The following is an 18,242-nucleotide window of genomic DNA, read 5'->3' as shown; positions in this document are numbered from 1 at the left end:
AAGCGCATCACACGGCGCTGTCACTCTACTGCCACTGGGCGAAAGGAAACGGTATGTCCGGACACAAGCCAATCACTCAACGACCTCCGTCACTGACCCGCATCGTGCGCCGCACGTTGCTCGGCATCGCGTTGGGCGCACCGCTGACCTCGGTCATGAACGCTGCGCCCGCCTGGGGGCAGACGGCCGCGACCCTTCAGTTCGATATCCCTTCCGGCACGGTCAACGCCGCGCTGGCGCAGTTCGCGACTGCGGCGCAAATCAATGTGTCTTTCGATCCAGCCCAGGCACAAGGACAACGCTCGCCGGGTCTGCATGGCGTCTACACCGTGGACTCAGGCTTGCGCCAGTTGTTGTCCGGGAGCAAATTGCAAGCCGTGCCGCTGAGCAACGGCAGCTACTCGCTGATCCCTGTCATCGACGCAACGCTGCAATTGGACCCCACGAACATCACCGGCAGATCGGCTGACTCAGCTGCCAGCCCGGTGGAGGGTTACGTGGCCATTCGTAGCAGCGCAGCTACCAAGACCGATACACCTATCATCGAGATCCCGCAGTCGATCTCGGTAGTGACCCGTCAGCAGATGCAGGCTCAAGGCGTGCAGACCGTCACCGAAGCGTTGCGTTACGTGCCTGGCGTCAAAGTGGAAGCCTACGGTCTGGACCCCAAAGGTTTTGACTGGTTGTATATCCGCGGCTTCAACGGCCAGGCAAGCAGTGACTATCTCAACGGGCTGCGTCAGCAGAACAACAGCTACGCGTTTTTCCGCAGCGAACCCTATTCTCTGGAGCGCATAGACGTCGTACTAGGCCCGGCCTCCAGCCTGTTCGGTCAAGGGGACGCGGGTGGCATCGTCAACCGTGTGAGCAAGAGACCCGAGGCCAACCACGTCAACGAAGTGCAGTTGACCGGTGGCAACCATGATCGCCTGCAAGGCCAGTTCGATGTAGGCGGTGTGCTCAGCGACGACCAACATTTGATCTACCGTATGGTTGGCCTCGCCCGCGAAGCCGATACCCAGGTGGATTATGCGGATGGCCACGCGCTGACGGACGACCGCTTGTACATAGCGCCGTCTCTGACCTGGGCGCCGGACGAAGACACCAGCCTGACCATGTTCAGCGACTTCATGCGCGATTCGAACGGCGGCTCGCTGTTCGCCTACAGCACGCCGAGCGGTCATACCACCAACACGCTGATGGGCGATCACAGCTTCAACCATCTGGACCAGGAGCAATTCAGTCTGGGCTACGAATTCCGCCATCGGCTGAGCGATACTTGGGAGTTTCGCCAGAACGCCCGCTACGGACAGGTCGACTTGATCTTCCAGAACTTGCTACCGGCCGCTGTCGACACCACCACAGGCAATGTGACACGGATCGCCGACCGCTTCGATCAGCACCTCAACACGTTCAACCTCGACAACCAATTGCAAGCCGATTTTACCACCGGCCCACTGAGCCACACCCTTCTGATGGGCGTCGACTACACCTGGCAAGACGCCGATATCTCGCGCTGGCGCACCCGAGCGCCAAGTCTGAACCTGACTGCGCCACAGTATGGCCTGGCGATCGCTCGTCCCAGCGCTGGCAACAGTCTGAGCTCGATCGATTACGACCAGACCATCGAACAGGCGGGCGGTTACATTCAGGATCAGATCAAGTTCGACGATCGCTGGATTCTCACGGCCGGCGGGCGCTATGACTATGTTCGCAACGACCTGGACAACCATGTAGGTGCCTCATCGAACCAGAAGGACACTGCCTTTACCGGACGCCTTGGTTTGACCTATCTCACGGAGTTTGGTCTGGCGCCCTACGTCAGCTACGCCGAATCGTTCACGCCCAATACCGGCACCGACCGCAGCGGTAGTGCGTTCGACCCCAGCACGGCGCATCAATGGGAAGTGGGTGTGAAATACCAACCCAGCGATGCCATCCTGATGACCCTGTCTGCTTATGACCTGACCAAGACCAATGTGCTGACCACTGAAATCATTGGTGGTGTGAACACCGGCTTCACCATTGCGTCGGGCGAGCAGCAATCGCGCGGCATCGAAGCCGAGATCAAGGCGCGGCTGGATCAGCACTGGGACCTGATTGCGTCCTACACCTACACCCACGCTGAAATCACCAGGAGCAATCGTGGCGACGAAGGCAACCGGCCAGCCAACGTGCCCAAGCACATGGCGTCCACCTGGTTGAACTACACGTTCGACGACAGCCCGCTCAAGGGGCTGAGCCTGGGTGGCGGTGTCCGTTACACCGGCGTGCTGTATGGCGACAACGGCAATACCTATCACATCGACAACTACACCCTGTTCGATGCCGGCGTCAGCTATCCGATCAACAAACACGTGACTGTCTCGGTCAACGCGCAAAACCTGTTGAATACCGAGTATGTGGCCACCTGTGACGACTCCTACGAGTGCTACCCTGGCATGCGACGCACGTTGCTGACCAGCGTCAAGTACATTTGGTGATCGCCGAATTCGATCCGTTCATGCCCGTCTTCTTCAAGGTGCCAAAACGAAAAAACCCGCCATAAGGCGGGTTTTTTGGTGATGTCAGAGTGGGTAGGAACCCTCTCTGACATCTAGTTTGGCTCCACGACCTGGACTCGAACCAGGGACCCAATGATTAACAGTCATTTGCTCTACCAACTGAGCTATCGCGGAATCTGCTGCGTATGTTACTGATTGCTAAGGGGAAGTCAAGCCTCCCCCAGGCAAAAAGGCTACAGCACCTGAACGATGGCCTTGATCACGCCATCGATGTTGCGCTGGTTCAGCGCGGCCACGCAGATACGTCCGGTGTCCAGTGCGTAGATGCCGAACTCGTTGCGCAGGCGAGCGACCTGCTCGGCGCTCAGTCCCGAATAGGAAAACATGCCGGCCTGACGGGCAACGAAACCGAAATCGCGGTTCGCACCCTGGGCCGCCAGCCCCTCGACCATTTGCAGACGCATGCCGCGAATGCGCTGGCGCATCTCGCCCAGCTCGTCTTCCCACATGGCGCGCAGCTCCAGGCTGTTCAACACGTTGGCGACAATCATTGCGCCATGGGTCGGCGGGTTGGAGTAGTTGGTGCGGATGACGCGTTTGATCTGCGACAGCACGCGAGAGGTCTCGTCGCTCGACTGGGTGACGATCGACAATGCGCCGACACGCTCGCCATACAGCGAGAACGATTTGGAGAATGAGCTGGACACGAAGAAGCTCAAACCCGACTCGGCGAACAGGCGCACGGCCGCGGCGTCTTCATGGATGCCTTCGCCAAAACCCTGGTAGGCCATGTCGAGGAACGGCACGTGGCCCTTGCGCTTGACCACGTCCAGCACGTTGACCCAGTCGGATGCGCTGAGGTCGACGCCGGTCGGGTTATGGCAGCAGGCATGCAGCACGACGATGGAACCGGCGGGCAGGGCGTCGAGGTCTTCGAGCATGCCTGAACGGTTCACGTCGTTGCTGGTCGCATCATAGTAGCGATAGTTCTGCACGCTGAAACCGGCGGTCTCGAACAGGGCACGATGGTTTTCCCAGCTTGGGTCACTGATCGCGACCACGGCGTCAGGCGACAATTGCTTGAGGAAGTCGGCACCGATCTTCAGGGCGCCGGTGCCGCCGACGGCCTGCGTGGTCACCACGCGACCTGCCGCCAGCAGCGGGGACTGGGCGCCGAAGATCAGGGTCTGTACAGCCTTGTCGTAGGCGGCGATACCGTCGATGGGCAGGTAGCCACGTGCGGCGTGCTGTGCAACGCGCTGGGTTTCGGCTTCGATGACCGCGCGCAGCAGGGGAATTCGCCCCTCTTCGTTGCAGTACACACCAACGCCCAGATTCACCTTGTCGGTGCGGGTGTCGGCGTTGAATGCTTCGTTGAGGCCCAGGATAGGATCGCGGGGTGCCAATTCGACAGCGGAAAACAGGCTCATTTTTACCGTAGCTCTGATCGGGAGTGAAGAGGATGCACGCTTCATCCATGCGGCACGAAGCGGTGCACGAGTGGGGAGTCAGTATAAAGACGCTTGGCCCATGGGGCGACAGGTTGCACCTGGTTTTACCGATTTTTGCCGATTATTTTTCGACCATTGGTCCCGTGCTTGCCGAAGGTCTTGGGCCATGCCCTTGAAACTTACCGCAACAGGTGCCAATTAGGGTTAAGTACTGTCTATAAATACAGTCGGAAAAGTCCGGCTGTAGCGACTCATGAGGTGTGGCATGTCCGAGTTTCAACTGGTTACCCGTTTCGAGCCGGCCGGCGACCAGCCGGAAGCCATTCGCCTGATGGTGGAGGGTATCGAAGCGGGTCTGGCGCACCAGACCTTGCTGGGGGTAACCGGGTCGGGCAAGACGTTCAGCATCGCCAACGTGATCGCGCAGGTTCAACGCCCGACGCTGGTGCTGGCGCCGAACAAGACCTTGGCCGCTCAGCTGTACGGTGAGTTCAAGGCGTTCTTCCCGAATAACGCGGTCGAATACTTCGTCTCCTACTACGACTACTACCAGCCCGAGGCCTACGTGCCATCGTCGGACACCTTCATCGAGAAGGACTCCTCGATCAACGACCACATCGAGCAGATGCGCTTGTCCGCGACCAAGGCGTTGCTCGAACGCAAGGACGCCATCATCGTCACCACTGTGTCCTGCATCTATGGTCTGGGCAGTCCCGAAACCTATCTGAAAATGGTTCTGCACGTCGACCGCGGCGACAAGCTCGACCAGCGCGCACTGCTGCGCCGGCTCGCCGACCTGCAATACACCCGCAACGAGATCGACTTCGCCCGTGCCACCTTCCGCGTGCGTGGTGACGTGATCGACGTGTTCCCCGCCGAATCCGATCTGGAAGCCATCCGTATCGAGCTGTTCGACGATGAAGTCGAGAACATCGCCGCGTTCGATCCGCTGACCGGCGAGGTCACGCGCAAGTTGCCACGGTTCACCTTCTACCCCAAGAGCCACTACGTCACCCCACGGGAAACCCTGCTTGGCGCCGTGGAAGGCATCAAGGAAGAACTCAAGGACCGCCTGGACTACTTCCGCGACAAGAACAAACTCGTCGAAGCCCAGCGTCTGGAACAACGCACGCGCTTCGATCTGGAAATGATCCTGGAGTTGGGCTACTGCAACGGTATCGAAAACTATTCCCGCTACCTGTCCGGACGTCCTGCTGGCGCAGCTCCGCCCACCCTCTATGACTACCTGCCCCCTGACGCCTTGCTGGTGATCGACGAGTCCCACGTCAGCGTTCCGCAGGTGGGGGCCATGTACAAGGGCGACCGTTCACGCAAGGAAACCCTGGTCGAATACGGTTTCCGCCTGCCCTCGGCGTTGGACAACCGACCCATGCGTTTCGACGAATGGGAAGGGGTGAGCCCCCAGACCATTTTCGTCTCGGCCACCCCCGGCAACTACGAGGCCGAGCATGCCGGGCGAATCATCGAGCAGGTGGTACGGCCGACCGGTCTGGTCGATCCCCAGGTCGAGGTGCGGCCCGCATTGACCCAGGTCGACGATTTGCTGTCGGAGATTCGCAAGCGGGTGGCCAACGACGACCGCATTCTGGTCACCGTACTCACCAAGCGCATGGCCGAGGACCTTACCGATTACCTCGCCGACCACGACGTGCGCGTGCGCTACCTGCACTCTGACATCGATACCGTGGAGCGCGTGGAGATCATCCGCGACCTGCGTCTGGGCGCATTTGATGTGATCGTTGGGATCAACCTGCTCCGCGAAGGCCTGGACATGCCCGAGGTTTCGCTGGTGGCCATCCTCGATGCCGACAAGGAAGGGTTCCTGCGTTCGGATCGCTCGCTGATCCAGACCATCGGCCGTGCCGCGCGAAACCTCAATGGGCGGGCCATCCTCTATGCCGATCGCATGACCGGCTCGATGGAGCGCGCCATCGGCGAGACCGAGCGTCGTCGCGAGAAGCAGATCGCATTCAACGAAGCCAATGGCATCGTGCCCAAAGGCGTGGTCAAGGACGTCGCCGATATCATGGAAGGCGCCACCGTGCCTGGCTCGCGCAGCAAGAAGCGCAAGGGCATGGCCAAGGCCGCCGAGGAAAATGCGCGCTACGAAAACGAGCTGCGTTCGCCCAGCGAGATCACCAAGCGCATCAAGCAACTGGAAGAAAAGATGTACCAATTGGCCCGCGACCTGGAATTCGAAGCCGCCGCGCAGATGCGCGACGAAATCGGCAAACTGCGCGAGCGCTTGCTCAAGGTCTGATCCCAAGCCGTTCCCATTCGCGGCCGCTGACCGCTCCTACGAGAGATCTGCAAATGCACGATCTGTAGGAGCGGTCAGCGGCCGCGAAAGTCCGCACCAGAGCCAACCCGCAGGCGCACGATCTGTAGGAGCGGTCTGCGGCCGCGAAAGTCCGCGCCAGAGCCAACCTGCAAGCGCGCGATCTGTAGGAGCGGTCAGCGGCCGCGAAAGTCCACACCAGAGCCAACCCGCAAACGCAGAACCTGTGGGAGCGGGGCAGGCGGCGAGCCCTCTGCCCGCGAAGGCCACACCACCGTCCCCAAACCGAACGCCCATACCCCCCGCCACACGATTCTGGAGCCTGCCCCCCAAGCCCTGCTAACATCGGCGTTTCGATTCAACCTGCTCGAGACCTTCAATGACCGTTCGTACGCGTATCGCCCCATCGCCCACCGGCGACCCCCATGTCGGCACGGCCTACATCGCCCTGTTCAACTATTGCTTTGCCAAACAGCATGGCGGCGAGTTCATCCTGCGCATCGAAGACACCGACCAGTTGCGCTCGACCCGCGAATCCGAGCAGCAGATCTTCGACGCCCTGCGCTGGCTCGGCATCGAATGGAGCGAAGGCCCCGACGTAGGCGGCCCGCACGGTCCGTACCGGCAGAGCGAGCGGGGCGACATCTACAAGCAATACGCCCAGCAACTGGTCGACATGGGCCACGCATTCCCGTGCTTCTGCACCGCCGAAGAACTCGACCAGATGCGCGCCGAACAGACCGCCCGTGGCGAAACCCCTCGCTACGACGGCCGCGCGCTGTTGCTGTCGGCCGAGGAAGTCCAGCGCCGCCTGGCCGCCGGCGAACCCCACGTCATCCGCATGAAGGTCCCCACCGAAGGCGTCTGCGTGGTTCCCGATATGCTGCGTGGCGACGTCGAAATCCCCTGGGACCGCATGGACATGCAAGTCCTGATGAAGACCGACGGCCTGCCTACCTACTTCTTGGCCAATGTGGTCGACGACCACCTGATGGGCATCACCCACGTGCTGCGCGGCGAAGAATGGCTGCCGTCGGCGCCCAAGCTCATGAAGCTTTACGAATACTTTGGTTGGGAGCAACCGGCGCTGTGCTACATGCCGCTGCTGCGCAATCCGGACAAGAGCAAGCTGTCCAAGCGCAAGAACCCGACCTCGGTAACCTTCTACGAGCGCATGGGCTTCATGCCCGAAGCCATGCTCAACTACCTGGGCCGCATGGGCTGGTCGATGCCTGACGAGCGCGAGAAGTTTTCCCTCGCCGAAATGGTCGAGCACTTCGATCTCTCCCGCGTTTCCCTGGGTGGTCCGATCTTCGATATCGAGAAGCTCTCGTGGCTCAACGGCCAGTGGTTGCGCGAGCTGCCGGTACAGGAGTTCGCCGCACGAGTGCAGCAGTGGGCGTTCAATCCCGACTACATGATGAAGATCGCCCCCCATGTGCAGGGCAGGGTAGAGACCTTCAGTCAGATCGTTCCGCTGGGCGGCTTCTTCTTCGCCGGCGGCCTGCAACTGGATGCCTGCCTGTTCGAGAGCAAGAAGCTGTCTGCCGACCAGGTGCGGCAGCTGATGCAATTGATCCTCTGGAGGCTGGAAAGCCTGCGCCAGTGGGACAAGGAACGCATCACCGCAACCATCCAGGCGGTGGTCGAGTCGCTGGGCCTGAAGCTGCGTGACGCCATGCCTCTGATGTTTGCCGCGATCACCGGGCAAGCCAGTTCGGTGTCGGTCCTGGACGCCATGGAAATCCTCGGCCCCGACCTGACCCGCTTCCGCCTGCGCCAGGCTCTCGATCTGCTCGGCGGTGTTTCCAAGAAAGAAAACAAGGAATGGGAAAAGCTCCTGGCCGCAATCGCCTGACCCCCGACGCGGCTCGCGCCGCTGCTACAGAAGATCGCGGGCCCGGGTGCATCCGGTGCACCACCATCCCTGTAGCAGCGGCGCAAGCCGCGTCGCTCTTCGCCCAAACCCAGCAAAACCGGTAAGTCCCTGTAATCGCGATAAAAAACTTCGAAATAATTCTGAAAATAAGTTTGACACCCTGGCGAGGTCGTCTTAATATGCGCCCCGTCCACACAGCAACACACTGTTTGGGGCTATAGCTCAGCTGGGAGAGCGCTTGCATGGCATGCAAGAGGTCAACGGTTCGATCCCGTTTAGCTCCACCAAATTCCAGGCTTGATGTCGCAGGTTGACAACGAGCCGATCAGTTCCAGACTGATCTTGGTAGAAGGTATGTCCCCTTCGTCTAGTGGCCTAGGACACCGCCCTTTCACGGCGGTAACAGGGGTTCGAGTCCCCTAGGGGACGCCAGTTGTACAGCTACAAAGAGTAAAGAATGCCGAGTGAAGTCGGTATTCCGCCGCAGGGCGATAAATTCGGGGCTATAGCTCAGCTGGGAGAGCGCTTGCATGGCATGCAAGAGGTCAACGGTTCGATCCCGTTTAGCTCCACCAATTTGCCAGAGTTCGCGTTAGCGGGCTCGACTGAAGGTTTTGCGTCCCCTTCGTCTAGTGGCCTAGGACACCGCCCTTTCACGGCGGTAACAGGGGTTCGAGTCCCCTAGGGGACGCCACGATTACCCGCTCTGCGGGACTTATAAGGCTCATTCGATTATTGAATGAGCCTTTTGTTTTTCTGCCCTCGTCATATCCGCCTGTTCCTAATTCTCCAGGAGCGCCCATGAACTGGGATCGGCCCGCCCCCTTCGTCATAGCCCTGACAGTCCAGCCCGAGGACATCGACGGCCTCGGACATGCCAACAACGCCGTCTACGTCACCTGGCTCGAACGTTGTGCCTGGCAGCATTCGCAGCACCTGGGTCTGGATCTTGCGACCTATCGACAACTCGATCGCGCCATGGCCGTGGTCCGCCATGAAATCGACTATCTTGCCAGCGCCCACGAAGGCGATGAGCTGGAATTAGGCACTTGGATCCTCGACTGGGATCGACGTCTGAAGATGACGCGCCATTTCCAATTACGGCGTCCCCGTGATGGCGCGATCGTGCTCAGGGCGCGCACCACCTTCGTCTGCATCGAACTGTCCAGCGGCAAGCCCAAACGCATGCCGGCCGAGTTTCTGGATGGGTATGGTCAAGCCATAGTCCTCCAATCCTAGGCTCTGTGTGAAAAGCCTTGATACTCGGTGATGCGGCGTTGAAATCAGCCTCGGAATGCTCATTTACAACCGGTAAACTCCGCTTCCTCGGCTGTTTTCGCCTTGCTTGACCTTCGTCTCAAGACTTTTCACACAGACCCTAGAGAGCCCGCCCGCGCGCGGGCTTTCTGCTAGAATCCGCTCCCTTTCACGCCCCTGTTCGAGAAACACCTCATGCAATTAGCCTTGGCGCCCATGGAAGGCTTGGTCGACGATATCCTGCGCGACGTCCTGACCCAGGTCGGCGGCATCGACTGGTGCGTTACCGAGTTCATTCGCGTCAACGAACGCGTGCTCACTGCGGCCTACTACCACAAGTTCGGCCCAGAGCTGCTGACCGATGCCAAAACACGCGCTGGCGTGCCGTTGCGTGTGCAGTTGCTGGGTTCGGACCCGGTGGCGCTCGCCGACAACGCCGCGTTCGCCTGTACTCTCGGTGCGCCAGTAATCGATCTGAATTTCGGCTGCCCGGCCAAGACGGTGAACAAGTCGCGTGGCGGGGCAGTGCTGCTCAAGGAGCCGGAACTGCTCCATCGCATCCTGCGTGAAGTGCGCGCTACGGTGCCTGCGCACATTCCCGTGACGGCCAAGATGCGCCTGGGTTTCGACACCCCCGACAGCGCCATCGAGTGCGCCACGGCACTGGCTGAAGGTGGCGCCGAGGTGTTGGTCGTGCATGCGCGGACCAAGGTCGACGGTTACAAGCCGCCAGCGCATTGGGAATGGGTCGCCAAGGTCCAGGACGTGGTGAAGGTGCCGGTCTATGCCAATGGTGACATCTGGACCGTCGCCGACTGGCAGCGCTGCCGTGAAGTCAGCGGTGCCAAGGACTTCATGCTCGGTCGCGGGCTGGTATCCAAGCCCGACCTGGCGCGGCAGATCGCCGCTGCGGAGCAGGGCATCGAGCTGCCAGACATGACCTGGGCCGAGCTGCTGCCGCTGATCCGCGAATTCTGGCGCCAGGCCCGTGCGCAGCTCACACCACGACAGGCACCGGGCCGGCTGAAGCAGTGGCTGGCCATGCTGACCCGCACCTACCCCGAAGCGTCCGAGCTGTTCACCCTCGTGCGCCGCGAACAGGATTGTGACGCGGTCGAACGCCTGCTGCAGCCGGGCTAGCCAGTCGGCTGGTCACAAGAAAACTCTTCGCATTGCGAAAGAAAATTTTCCTGGAAGCTCTTGAAAGCGTTTGGGTGGTCCCTATCTATGGGTTACGCGATGCCGAATTCGGGTCGCGGAGACAATCACTCGCTGAGATTCAGGAGAAACACATGGCTACTGCATTTTCCCTTGCTCCACTGTTCCGCCACTCCGTGGGCTTCGATCGTTTCAACGATCTGTTCGAGTCTGCCGCACGCAACGAGTCGGCCAGCAGCTACCCGCCCTACAACGTCGAAAAGCACGCCGATGATCAGTACCGGATCGTCATCGCCGCCGCAGGCTTCCAGGAAGAAGACCTGGAGCTGCAAGTCGAAAAGGGCGTTCTGACCGTCAGCGGTGGCAAGCGCGAGGCCGAGACCACCGACGTGACCTACCTGCACCAAGGCATTGCCCAGCGCGCGTTCAAGCTGTCGTTCCGCCTCGCCGACCATATCGAGGTCAAGGCCGCTGCGTTGACCAACGGTTTGCTCAACATCGACCTGCTGCGTGTCGTGCCTGAAGAGGCCAAGGCCAAGCGCATCCCGATCAACGGATCTGCGCAGACCCGTCTGCAATAACGCTTGAGCTGTAGAAGAAAGGGCGCTTGGTGGAGCGCCCTTTTTATTGCCCTTGATTTGGCAGATGTGTCAGGCGTGTCGACGCGGCTCGCTCAGCACTGGCACGCTACCGGCGGCAGGAAACAGCACCAGATGGTCGGCGGCGACCTGAATGCCCACCTCAGCGCCTGGCAGGTAATCCAGGTGACTGGGAAACACGGCTTCGAGCTGGCTGCCGGTGGGCAGCTGCAAACGATACAGGGTTGCCGCACCCTGGAAACTCTTGCCGACGATGCGCGCCTTGAGTGAGCTGTCGGGCGCATGCACGATGTCATCGGGACGCAGCAGCAGGTCGACAGCGCTGCCAGCAGGCCATGTGTAGGCGCGGTTGCCACGCAGCACGCCCAGCTCGGTGGTCACCGTCTCCGGATCCACCAACTGACCTCGAATGAAATAACCCTGGCCGATGAAACTCGCCACGAACGGCGAGGCGGGTTCGTGATACAGGTTGTACGGCGTATCCCATTGCTCCAGCCGACCCTCTTTGAACACTCCGACGTGGTCGCTGACGGCGAAGGCCTCTTCCTGATCATGGGTGACCAGGATGGCGCTGGTACCCCGGCGCTTGAGAATGTCGCGCACCTCATGGCTCAGGCGACGGCGCAGCTCGACGTCGAGGTTGGAGAACGGCTCGTCCAGCAACAGCAGTTGCGGCTCCGGTGCCAGAGCCCGGGCCAGCGCGACACGCTGCTGCTGGCCTCCCGACAACTCATGGGGATAGCGCGCGTCCAGCCCGCCAAGGTTGACCAGTTCGAGCATGTCGCCGATCACCTGTGCCTGCCGGGGGTGCTTGCGAATGCCGAAAGCGATGTTCTGGGCAACGGTCAGATGGGGGAACAGTGCATAGTCCTGAAAGACCATGCCGATTCGACGCTTTTCCGGAGCCAGGGTATGGCCGGGCCGGGAAATGACCTCGCCGTCGAGGGTGATCTCGCCTTCATGGACCGATTCAAAGCCGGCAATGGCGCGCAGGGTCGTGGTCTTGCCGCAACCGGAAGAGCCGAGCAGGCAGCCAATGTCGCCCGCGTTGAGGTGCAGGTTGAGGTTCTGGACTACACGCTGAGCGCCATAGCCGCACGCCAGGTTGCGCAGTTCGAGCAGCAATGCGGTGCTCATTCAGGGCGATATCCGGGAGCGACCAGAAATTCCAGCAGCGCTTTCTGTGCATGCAGGCGGTTCTCCGCCTGGTCCCAGGCCACGGCGCGGGGATCGTCGAGCACATCGTGGCTGATCTCCTCGCCACGGTGGGCCGGCAGACAGTGCATGAACAGCGCATCATCGGCCGCCAGATCGAGCAGTTCGCGGGTCACCTGGAAGGGCTTGAACAGTTTCAGACGCCGCGCGGTTTCCTCTTCCTGGCCCATGGATGTCCAGACATCGGTGCTCACCAGATGGGCGCCACGCACGGCTTCGCGAGGATCGCGGACCACGCTGACGCGCTCCGGCGCCATGGCCACGAAGCGTGCGTCCGGCTCGAAGCCTTCAGGGCAGGCGATGCGCAGCTGGAAATCGAACTGGATGGCCGCTTCTATATAGCTGTGGCACATGTTGTTGCCATCACCGATCCACGCCACGGTCTTGCCCTGGATGGCGCCGCGGTGTTCGAGAAACGTCTGCATGTCGGCCAGCAGCTGGCAGGGGTGCAGGTCATCGGACAGACCGTTGATCACCGGTACGCGCGAATTGGCCGCGAACTCGGTCAGTGTCTGGTGGGCGAAGGTGCGGATCATCACCGCATCGAGCATGCGCGACATGACGATGGCGCAATCGGCGATGGACTCGCCACGGCCCAGCTGCGTGTCGCGCGGGGACAGGAATATGGCCTGGCCACCGAGCTGGATCATGCCGGCTTCGAAAGACAGACGGGTGCGCGTCGACGACTTCTCGAAGATCATGCCCAGTACGCGGTTCTTCAAAGGCTCGAACAGCACGCTGCGCTGGCGCAGGTCCTTGAGCTCGATGCCTCGACGAATGATGCTGATTAGCTCTTCGGGCGTGCAATCCATAAGGGAGAGAAAGTGCCTTGCGCTCATCATTGACTACCTTTTGCCACGGACCGCAGGTGCTCGAAAACAGGTTTTTCGGAAAAACGAGTGAGACCTGCGGCGAAAGCCGCACGGGGCGACGAAATAAGGGAAGGCGCCATCCTATAAGGAACTGTCGCCTTTTACCAATAGCCGCTGAAGTTTTAACCGGCACGCACAAGTTTCCGAAGGTTTCGATCGCCGGATGTTTCTGCCGACCATCTGACGTTTCCTAAACATCGTCTGTGAGTTATAAATGCGTATTGAGAAGCACACGGAGTTTGCGGAATGGAATCGAAAGAACAACAACTGCTGGAGCTGCTGGGTCTGACCGCCCGCACCCTGACCCACCTGACGGCGTCCATGACCTCCATGTCGTTCGAGCTGCTGCGCAGTTCCGACGAGGTCACACGTTCTGCCGGCAAACACATGATCGATCGCATGGCGACCATCAGCACCGGACTGGACGACCACTGGCGACTCATCGGCGAACTGACCGGCGTGCATGTTGCCCAGGAAGAAGTCGAGACGGTGCTGGAAATCCAGATGCAGGCATTGCCTTCTTCTGTGCCGATGAACTGAATCGGTCGACCACCGCAAGCTCTTCTCCCAACGCCCCGCGCTGCAAGAGCCCGAGCGTTGCGCTCGGCTTTCCGTTACAATGCCTCACCGTGCCGACGACAGTGTCGGATAGACAAGCCGAGCGAGGTGCTCCATGGATATTATCGAAACGATCAAAGAGCAGATTGCCAACAACACAATCCTGCTTTACATGAAAGGCTCGCCGAACGCGCCTCAGTGCGGTTTCTCGGCCAAGGCTTCGCAGGCAATCATGGCCTGTGGCGAAAAATTCGCCTACGTCGACATCCTGCAGAACCCTGAAATTCGCGCCAACCTGCCCAAGTACGCCAACTGGCCGACCTTCCCGCAGCTGTGGGTAGCCGGTGAACTGGTAGGAGGCAGCGACATCGTGGCCGAAATGGCTGCCAACGGTGAATTGCAGACCCTGGTCAAGGAAGCTTCGGCCAAGGCCGCTCAGCCAAAAGCCGACGCCTGATCCCGTGAGTGGCCGACATTCAAGTCGGCCAGGAACGAAAAAAGCCCCGCCTGTTCACACAGCGCGGGGCTTTTTCATGGTGCCGCTTCGGCAGCGCAGTGGGATCAGTCTTCTTCGCCCATGCTCGACTGCAGGTAGTTCTCGATTCCAACCTTGTCGATGAGGCTCAGCTGGGTTTCCAGCCAATCGATCTGCTCTTCCTTGCCTTCAAGGATGTCTTCGAGCATTTCACGGCTACCGAAGTCACCGGCAGTCTCGCAGTGGGCGATGGCGCCTTTCAGATCGGCCAGACCCTTGTATTCGATTTTCAGGTCGCAGCCGAGCATTTCGCTGGCGTGTTCACCGATCAGGATCTTGCCCAGTTCCTGAAGGTTGGGAATCCCCTCGAGGAAGAGAATGCGCTTGATCAGCTTGTCGGCGTACTTCATGGCATCGATCGAGGCCTTGTACTCGTGCTTGCCCAGCTTGTTCAGACCCCAATCTTCGTACATGCGGGCATGCAGAAAGTATTGGTTGATGGCGACCAGCTCGTTTCCGAGGATTCTGTTGAGATGCTGGATGACGCTGATTTCGCCTTTCATGGTCGGAGAGCCTGCGCGGGAATAGGAGTAATAGCGCGAAGTTTGGCCTCAGGAAGTTGCCATGTCAAACCTAAGTTATTGAATACTATATGAAAATTAATCGGAATAAGAATGACTGAGTTCCGCGTTTGTTGCTAAGTCATTGTATTTCAGACATAAAAAAACCGGGCATGGCCCGGTTTCTCAAAAGGGGGGTGCTTCAGGCAGGTGTAAATTCCACGGGGTAGGACAGGGTGGATGCCTGGGCAGTCTGGATTTGCGTCAGCGTATCGCGTACCACTTCCTTGGCAAGGCAGGCACATTTACCGCATTGAGTAGCAACGCCGAGGGTTTCGCGCACATCACGATAGCTGCAGCAGCCTTCGTAGATTGCATCGCGAATCTGACCATCGGTGACACCCTGGCAAAGACAGACATACATACGTAAGAACCGCCGCTGTGTTGGTTTCAGTGCGGACGATCCTAATGTTAATGAGAATGCTTGTCAAAACAACTCGCGACTACGCTTGTGACAATCGATGAACGGTGCAGGAGCGCCGGCCGTTGCCGGCAGCTCCTGCGCAGGTGCTCAATCGTTGAAGTCCTGCCAGCCGCCCATCTGCTTCCAGCGGTTGACGATGCCGCAGAACAGCTCGGCAGTCTTTTCCGTGTCATATCGCGCGGAATGGGCTTCGCGGCCGTCGAAGTCGATATCCGCGGCCTGGCATGCTTTTGCCAGAACGGTCTGACCGTAGGCAAGGCCCGCCAGGGTGGCGGTGTCGAAGCTGGAGAAAGGATGGAACGGGTTGCGCTTCATGTCGGTACGCGCGACCGCAGCGTTGAGAAAGCCAAGGTCGAAGCTGCTGTTGTGGCCCACCAGGATCGCGCGCTTGCAGCCGTTGGCTTTGAGCGCCTTGCGGATGCCGCGGAAGATGTCGGTCAGTGCTGTCTCTTCGCTGACCGCCATGCGCAGGGGGTGATCCAGCTTGATACCGGTGAACTCCAGCGCCGCGGCCTCGATGTTGGCCCCTTCGAACGGTTCGACGCGGAAGAAGTAGGTGTGGTCGGGAAACACGAAACCCTTCTCGTCCATGCCGATCGTGGTCGCGGCGATCTCCAGCAAGGCATCGGTAGCGCTGTTGAAGCCGCCAGTCTCCACGTCCACGACTACCGGCAGGTAGCCACGAAAACGGGCGGCCATGGGATGGCGCGAGCCCGTACCCGCATTGCCCGTGTCTTCGTCGTCGTAGTTGTCTTCACTCACGCATCTTTCTCCAGCAGGCGCCAGCGCAGTTTTTCACCGGCGCGCAGCGGAATGACGACCTGCTCACCGAAGGGCAGGCTGGTTGGGGCGGTCCACTCGTCGCGGACCAGGGTAATGGTGTCGGTGTTGCGGGACAGGCCGTAGAAGTCCGGGCCGTGCAGGCTGGCGAAGCCCTCGAGTTTGTCCAGGGCATTGCGCTGCTCGAACGCCTCGGCATACAGCTCGATGCCGGCGTATGCACTGTAGCAACCGGCGCAGCCGCAAGCGGCTTCTTTCGCATGCTGGGCATGGGGCGCCGAATCGGTACCCAGGAAGAACTTGCCGCTGCCGCTGGTGGCGGCGTCGAGCAGGGCGACCTGATGGGTATTGCGCTTGAGGATCGGCAGGCAATAGAAGTGCGGCCGGATTCCGCCCACCAGCATGTGATTGCGGTTGTAGAGCAGGTGCTGAGGCGTGATGGTCGCGGCGACATTGGCCGGGGCGGCCTTGACGAACTCGGCGGCCTCGGCGGTGGTGATGTGCTCGAAGACGACCTTGAGCGTCGGGAAGCGCTCCACCAACCGGCGCATGTGCTCGTCGATGAAGATTTTCTCGCGGTCGAACACGTCGACGTCACCACGAGTGACTTCGCCGTGAATCAGCAGGGGCATCCCGGCATCGCTGAGCGCTTCGAGCGCCTCGGTGATGTTGTCCAGGCTGGTGACCCCGGAATCGGAATTGGTGGTGGCGCCGGCCGGGTACATCTTGGCCGCCTTGACGAATCCGCAAGCGGCGGCGGCACGGATGTCGGCTGCGCTGGTGCGGTCGGTCAGGTACAAGGTCATCAGCGGTTCGAAGGCGCTGCCTGCGGGGCGTGCGGCAAGGATGCGCTGGCGATAGGCATCGGCGTCGGCGGCGGTGCGCACCGGCGGTACCAGGTTGGGCATGACGATGGCGCGGGCGAAGATCCGCGATACATCGGCCACGGTATGCGGCAGCACGGCACCATCACGAAGATGTATGTGCCAGTCGTCGGGACGCAGAAGGGTCAGGCGGTCGGACATTGGGGATTCCAGGCGGTTCGAACTCGCCGCGAATGCTACCGGAAAACGCCGCCCACGGCATCCGCTATCAAGTTTTGCAGGCCATGTCCGATACCTTGGAAGTACCCCGTTCGAACCCGTGGAGCCTGTCGTGCGCCAGCGTTATCTTGCCCTGCTCAGTGTGTTTGCCAGCCTTCCGGCCCTGGCGATGAATTTCCAGACCCGTCTGGAGAACGTCGAGTGGAAAGTGGCGGGCGATCAGTTCGAGTGCCGGTTGGGCCAGCCGGTTGCCAATTTCGGCTCGGCGGAATTCGTGCGGCGTGCGGGTGAGCAGGCGGTATTTCGCCTCAACTCGGCCAGCCGTCTGCTGGGGACGGGCTCTGCGACCCTTCTGGCTGCCGCAGCACCCTGGCAGCCGGGCCGTGGCGACATCAACCTGGGCAGCGTCCGGCTGGGCCATGGCGAAGCCCTGCTGACCAGCTCGCAAAGCCAGGCCAGTGGTCTGATGAACGGGCTGCTGGAAGGGCGCATGACCCTGATACGCAGCCAGTCCGGCGGACAGCCGGTGGAAATCCGCCTGCTGTCGGCACGCTTCGGCCAGGCTTTCGGCGAGTACCAGGCCTGTGCGGCTAAGCTGTTGCCGATGAACTACGACCAGATTCGCCTGAGCGAAGTGGGCTTTCCCCGCGGTCTCGAACTCGACGCGCCGGCCAAGGCGCGTCTGGACAAGCTTCTGGCCTTCATGAAAGCCGATCCCAGCGTCAATCACGTGCAGCTCGACGGCCATTCGGACAACAGCGGCAACCGTCTGGTGAACCGCGACCTGTCCAGGCGCCGGGCGCTGGCCGTTCAGGACTACCTGTTGGCCCATGGCATGAGCGAAAGCCAGATCACCTTGCGCTTTCACGGCGAAAGCTATCCGCTGGTGGCCAACAGCAACGCTGCCAATCGGGCCCGAAACCGTCGCGTGAGCATCGAGTTGGCTCGTGTGGAGGCGCCGCCAAGCGCTGCCCCGGCCGCCGATTCGCCCGCCGTTCTGGCCACCGACAAGCCGCCAGCGAAACCATTGTGACTGTCGCGTGTTCAACCAAAGCTGTCGCGCCCCTGTAAATTCGTAGCCTTGGGCGGTAGAATCGACGGCTTTCCG

General features: G+C 60.6%; 16 protein-coding genes and 5 tRNA genes. 13 read left to right on the top strand and 8 right to left on the bottom strand.

The features are described 5' to 3' along the window. Window positions 1-53 precede the first annotated feature (53 nt). The gene (locus ASF66_RS07525; RefSeq protein ID WP_056843321.1) at window positions 54-2,483 is read left to right on the top strand and encodes a TonB-dependent siderophore receptor; all 2,430 of its coding nucleotides are present in this window, start codon (window positions 54-56) and stop codon (window positions 2,481-2,483) included. Between the two features lie 119 nt (window positions 2,484-2,602). On the opposite strand, the gene ASF66_RS07520 is transcribed toward ASF66_RS07525, so the two are convergent. After that, a tRNA-Asn gene (locus ASF66_RS07520) sits at window positions 2,603-2,678 on the bottom strand. Window positions 2,679-2,737: 59 nt separating this feature from the next. After that, the gene (locus ASF66_RS07515) at window positions 2,738-3,934 is read right to left on the bottom strand and encodes an amino acid aminotransferase (protein WP_056843320.1); all 1,197 of its coding nucleotides are present in this window, start codon (window positions 3,932-3,934) and stop codon (window positions 2,738-2,740) included. A gap of 286 nt (window positions 3,935-4,220) precedes the next feature. Here ASF66_RS07515 and uvrB point away from each other — a divergent pair, with 286 nt between their 5' ends. The 9 genes from uvrB (at window position 4,221) to ASF66_RS07470 (ending at window position 11,129) form a co-directional block, all read left to right on the top strand. After that, window positions 4,221-6,236 carry an excinuclease ABC subunit UvrB gene (uvrB, locus tag ASF66_RS07510; protein WP_049861466.1) on the top strand — a complete coding sequence of 672 codons (2,016 nt, stop codon included), beginning with the start codon at window positions 4,221-4,223 and terminating at the stop codon, window positions 6,234-6,236. 397 nt (window positions 6,237-6,633) lie between these two features. Next, window positions 6,634-8,112: a glutamate--tRNA ligase gene (gltX, locus tag ASF66_RS07505; RefSeq protein WP_056843319.1), complete on the top strand. Its 1,479-nt coding sequence runs from the start codon at window positions 6,634-6,636 to the stop codon at window positions 8,110-8,112. A gap of 232 nt (window positions 8,113-8,344) precedes the next feature. Beyond that, window positions 8,345-8,420 (top strand) — tRNA-Ala (locus tag ASF66_RS07500). 69 nt (window positions 8,421-8,489) lie between these two features. After that, a tRNA-Glu gene (locus ASF66_RS07495) sits at window positions 8,490-8,565 on the top strand. A 67-nt stretch (window positions 8,566-8,632) separates the two neighbouring features. Beyond that, a tRNA-Ala gene (locus ASF66_RS07490) sits at window positions 8,633-8,708 on the top strand. A gap of 43 nt (window positions 8,709-8,751) precedes the next feature. Beyond that, window positions 8,752-8,827, top strand: a tRNA-Glu gene (locus ASF66_RS07485). A 107-nt stretch (window positions 8,828-8,934) separates the two neighbouring features. Continuing rightward, window positions 8,935-9,372, top strand: a complete 438-nt coding sequence (locus ASF66_RS07480; RefSeq protein ID WP_056843318.1) for an acyl-CoA thioesterase — start codon at window positions 8,935-8,937, stop codon at window positions 9,370-9,372. A 213-nt stretch (window positions 9,373-9,585) separates the two neighbouring features. Next, complete coding sequence (locus ASF66_RS07475; protein ID WP_049861127.1) at window positions 9,586-10,530, top strand: tRNA dihydrouridine synthase; 945 nt, start codon at window positions 9,586-9,588, stop codon at window positions 10,528-10,530. Window positions 10,531-10,682: 152 nt separating this feature from the next. Further along, the gene (locus tag ASF66_RS07470; protein ID WP_056843317.1) at window positions 10,683-11,129 is read left to right on the top strand and encodes an Hsp20 family protein; all 447 of its coding nucleotides are present in this window, start codon (window positions 10,683-10,685) and stop codon (window positions 11,127-11,129) included. Between the two features lie 69 nt (window positions 11,130-11,198). On the opposite strand, the gene ASF66_RS07465 is transcribed toward ASF66_RS07470, so the two are convergent. Beyond that, on the bottom strand, window positions 11,199-12,284 hold the full coding sequence (locus ASF66_RS07465) for an ABC transporter ATP-binding protein (protein ID WP_056843316.1): 1,086 nt from the start codon (window positions 12,282-12,284) through the stop codon (window positions 11,199-11,201). Beyond that, window positions 12,281-13,201, bottom strand: coding sequence for an ornithine carbamoyltransferase (gene argF / locus ASF66_RS07460; protein WP_056843315.1), 921 nt, complete (start codon window positions 13,199-13,201; stop codon window positions 12,281-12,283). Before argF ends, ASF66_RS07465 begins: the two co-directional genes overlap by 4 nt. A gap of 279 nt (window positions 13,202-13,480) precedes the next feature. Here argF and ASF66_RS07455 point away from each other — a divergent pair, with 279 nt between their 5' ends. Together ASF66_RS07455 and grxD are read left to right on the top strand one after the other, a co-directional pair. After that, window positions 13,481-13,774: a hypothetical protein gene (locus tag ASF66_RS07455; protein WP_049861123.1), complete on the top strand. Its 294-nt coding sequence runs from the start codon at window positions 13,481-13,483 to the stop codon at window positions 13,772-13,774. 133 nt (window positions 13,775-13,907) lie between these two features. After that, complete coding sequence (gene grxD, locus ASF66_RS07450; RefSeq protein ID WP_049861122.1) at window positions 13,908-14,249, top strand: Grx4 family monothiol glutaredoxin; 342 nt, start codon at window positions 13,908-13,910, stop codon at window positions 14,247-14,249. Window positions 14,250-14,353: 104 nt separating this feature from the next. Here grxD and bfr read toward each other — a convergent pair whose 3' ends face one another. The 4 genes from bfr to pyrC all read right to left on the bottom strand — a co-directional run bounded on the left by bfr (window position 14,354) and on the right by pyrC (window position 17,116). Further along, a complete protein-coding gene (gene bfr / locus ASF66_RS07445; protein ID WP_049861121.1) occupies window positions 14,354-14,830 on the bottom strand; it encodes a bacterioferritin in 477 nt (158 codons plus the stop codon). Window positions 14,831-15,029: 199 nt separating this feature from the next. Then, complete coding sequence (locus ASF66_RS07440) at window positions 15,030-15,251, bottom strand: bacterioferritin-associated ferredoxin (protein ID WP_049861120.1); 222 nt, start codon at window positions 15,249-15,251, stop codon at window positions 15,030-15,032. Window positions 15,252-15,398: 147 nt separating this feature from the next. Beyond that, complete coding sequence (rnt, locus tag ASF66_RS07435) at window positions 15,399-16,073, bottom strand: ribonuclease T (RefSeq protein ID WP_049861119.1); 675 nt, start codon at window positions 16,071-16,073, stop codon at window positions 15,399-15,401. Further along, window positions 16,070-17,116, bottom strand: coding sequence for a dihydroorotase (gene pyrC, locus ASF66_RS07430; RefSeq protein WP_056843314.1), 1,047 nt, complete (start codon window positions 17,114-17,116; stop codon window positions 16,070-16,072). Before pyrC ends, rnt begins: the two co-directional genes overlap by 4 nt. A 130-nt stretch (window positions 17,117-17,246) precedes the next feature. Here pyrC and ASF66_RS07425 point away from each other — a divergent pair, with 130 nt between their 5' ends. After that, the gene (locus ASF66_RS07425) at window positions 17,247-18,167 is read left to right on the top strand and encodes a flagellar protein MotY (protein WP_056843313.1); all 921 of its coding nucleotides are present in this window, start codon (window positions 17,247-17,249) and stop codon (window positions 18,165-18,167) included. Window positions 18,168-18,242: the final 75 nt, after the last annotated feature.

Origin of the sequence: Pseudomonas sp. Leaf129 (assembly GCF_001423465.1) — a bacterium.
Taxonomy (GTDB): domain Bacteria; phylum Pseudomonadota; class Gammaproteobacteria; order Pseudomonadales; family Pseudomonadaceae; genus Aquipseudomonas; species Aquipseudomonas coleopterorum.
Note: the sequence above shows the minus strand (reverse complement) of the source record. Positions and strands in the feature narration are given on the sequence as shown.

What these genes read in the sequence shown, in the direction of transcription:
- ASF66_RS07470 (WP_056843317.1), top strand. Translation starts at nt 10,683, where the DNA reads ATGGCTACTGCATTTTCCCTTGCTCCACTGTTCCGCCACTCCGTGGGC.
- bfr (WP_049861121.1), bottom strand. Translation starts at nt 14,830, where the DNA reads ATGAAAGGCGAAATCAGCGTCATCCAGCATCTCAACAGAATCCTCGGA.
- argF (WP_056843315.1), bottom strand. Translation starts at nt 13,201, where the DNA reads ATGAGCGCAAGGCACTTTCTCTCCCTTATGGATTGCACGCCCGAAGAG.
- gltX (WP_056843319.1), top strand. Translation starts at nt 6,634, where the DNA reads ATGACCGTTCGTACGCGTATCGCCCCATCGCCCACCGGCGACCCCCAT.
- ASF66_RS07475 (WP_049861127.1), top strand. Translation starts at nt 9,586, where the DNA reads ATGCAATTAGCCTTGGCGCCCATGGAAGGCTTGGTCGACGATATCCTG.
- ASF66_RS07525 (WP_056843321.1), top strand. Translation starts at nt 54, where the DNA reads ATGTCCGGACACAAGCCAATCACTCAACGACCTCCGTCACTGACCCGC.
- ASF66_RS07440 (WP_049861120.1), bottom strand. Translation starts at nt 15,251, where the DNA reads ATGTATGTCTGTCTTTGCCAGGGTGTCACCGATGGTCAGATTCGCGAT.
- ASF66_RS07480 (WP_056843318.1), top strand. Translation starts at nt 8,935, where the DNA reads ATGAACTGGGATCGGCCCGCCCCCTTCGTCATAGCCCTGACAGTCCAG.
- ASF66_RS07465 (WP_056843316.1), bottom strand. Translation starts at nt 12,284, where the DNA reads ATGAGCACCGCATTGCTGCTCGAACTGCGCAACCTGGCGTGCGGCTAT.
- ASF66_RS07515 (WP_056843320.1), bottom strand. Translation starts at nt 3,934, where the DNA reads ATGAGCCTGTTTTCCGCTGTCGAATTGGCACCCCGCGATCCTATCCTG.
- uvrB (WP_049861466.1), top strand. Translation starts at nt 4,221, where the DNA reads ATGTCCGAGTTTCAACTGGTTACCCGTTTCGAGCCGGCCGGCGACCAG.
- grxD (WP_049861122.1), top strand. Translation starts at nt 13,908, where the DNA reads ATGGATATTATCGAAACGATCAAAGAGCAGATTGCCAACAACACAATC.
- ASF66_RS07455 (WP_049861123.1), top strand. Translation starts at nt 13,481, where the DNA reads ATGGAATCGAAAGAACAACAACTGCTGGAGCTGCTGGGTCTGACCGCC.
- pyrC (WP_056843314.1), bottom strand. Translation starts at nt 17,116, where the DNA reads ATGTCCGACCGCCTGACCCTTCTGCGTCCCGACGACTGGCACATACAT.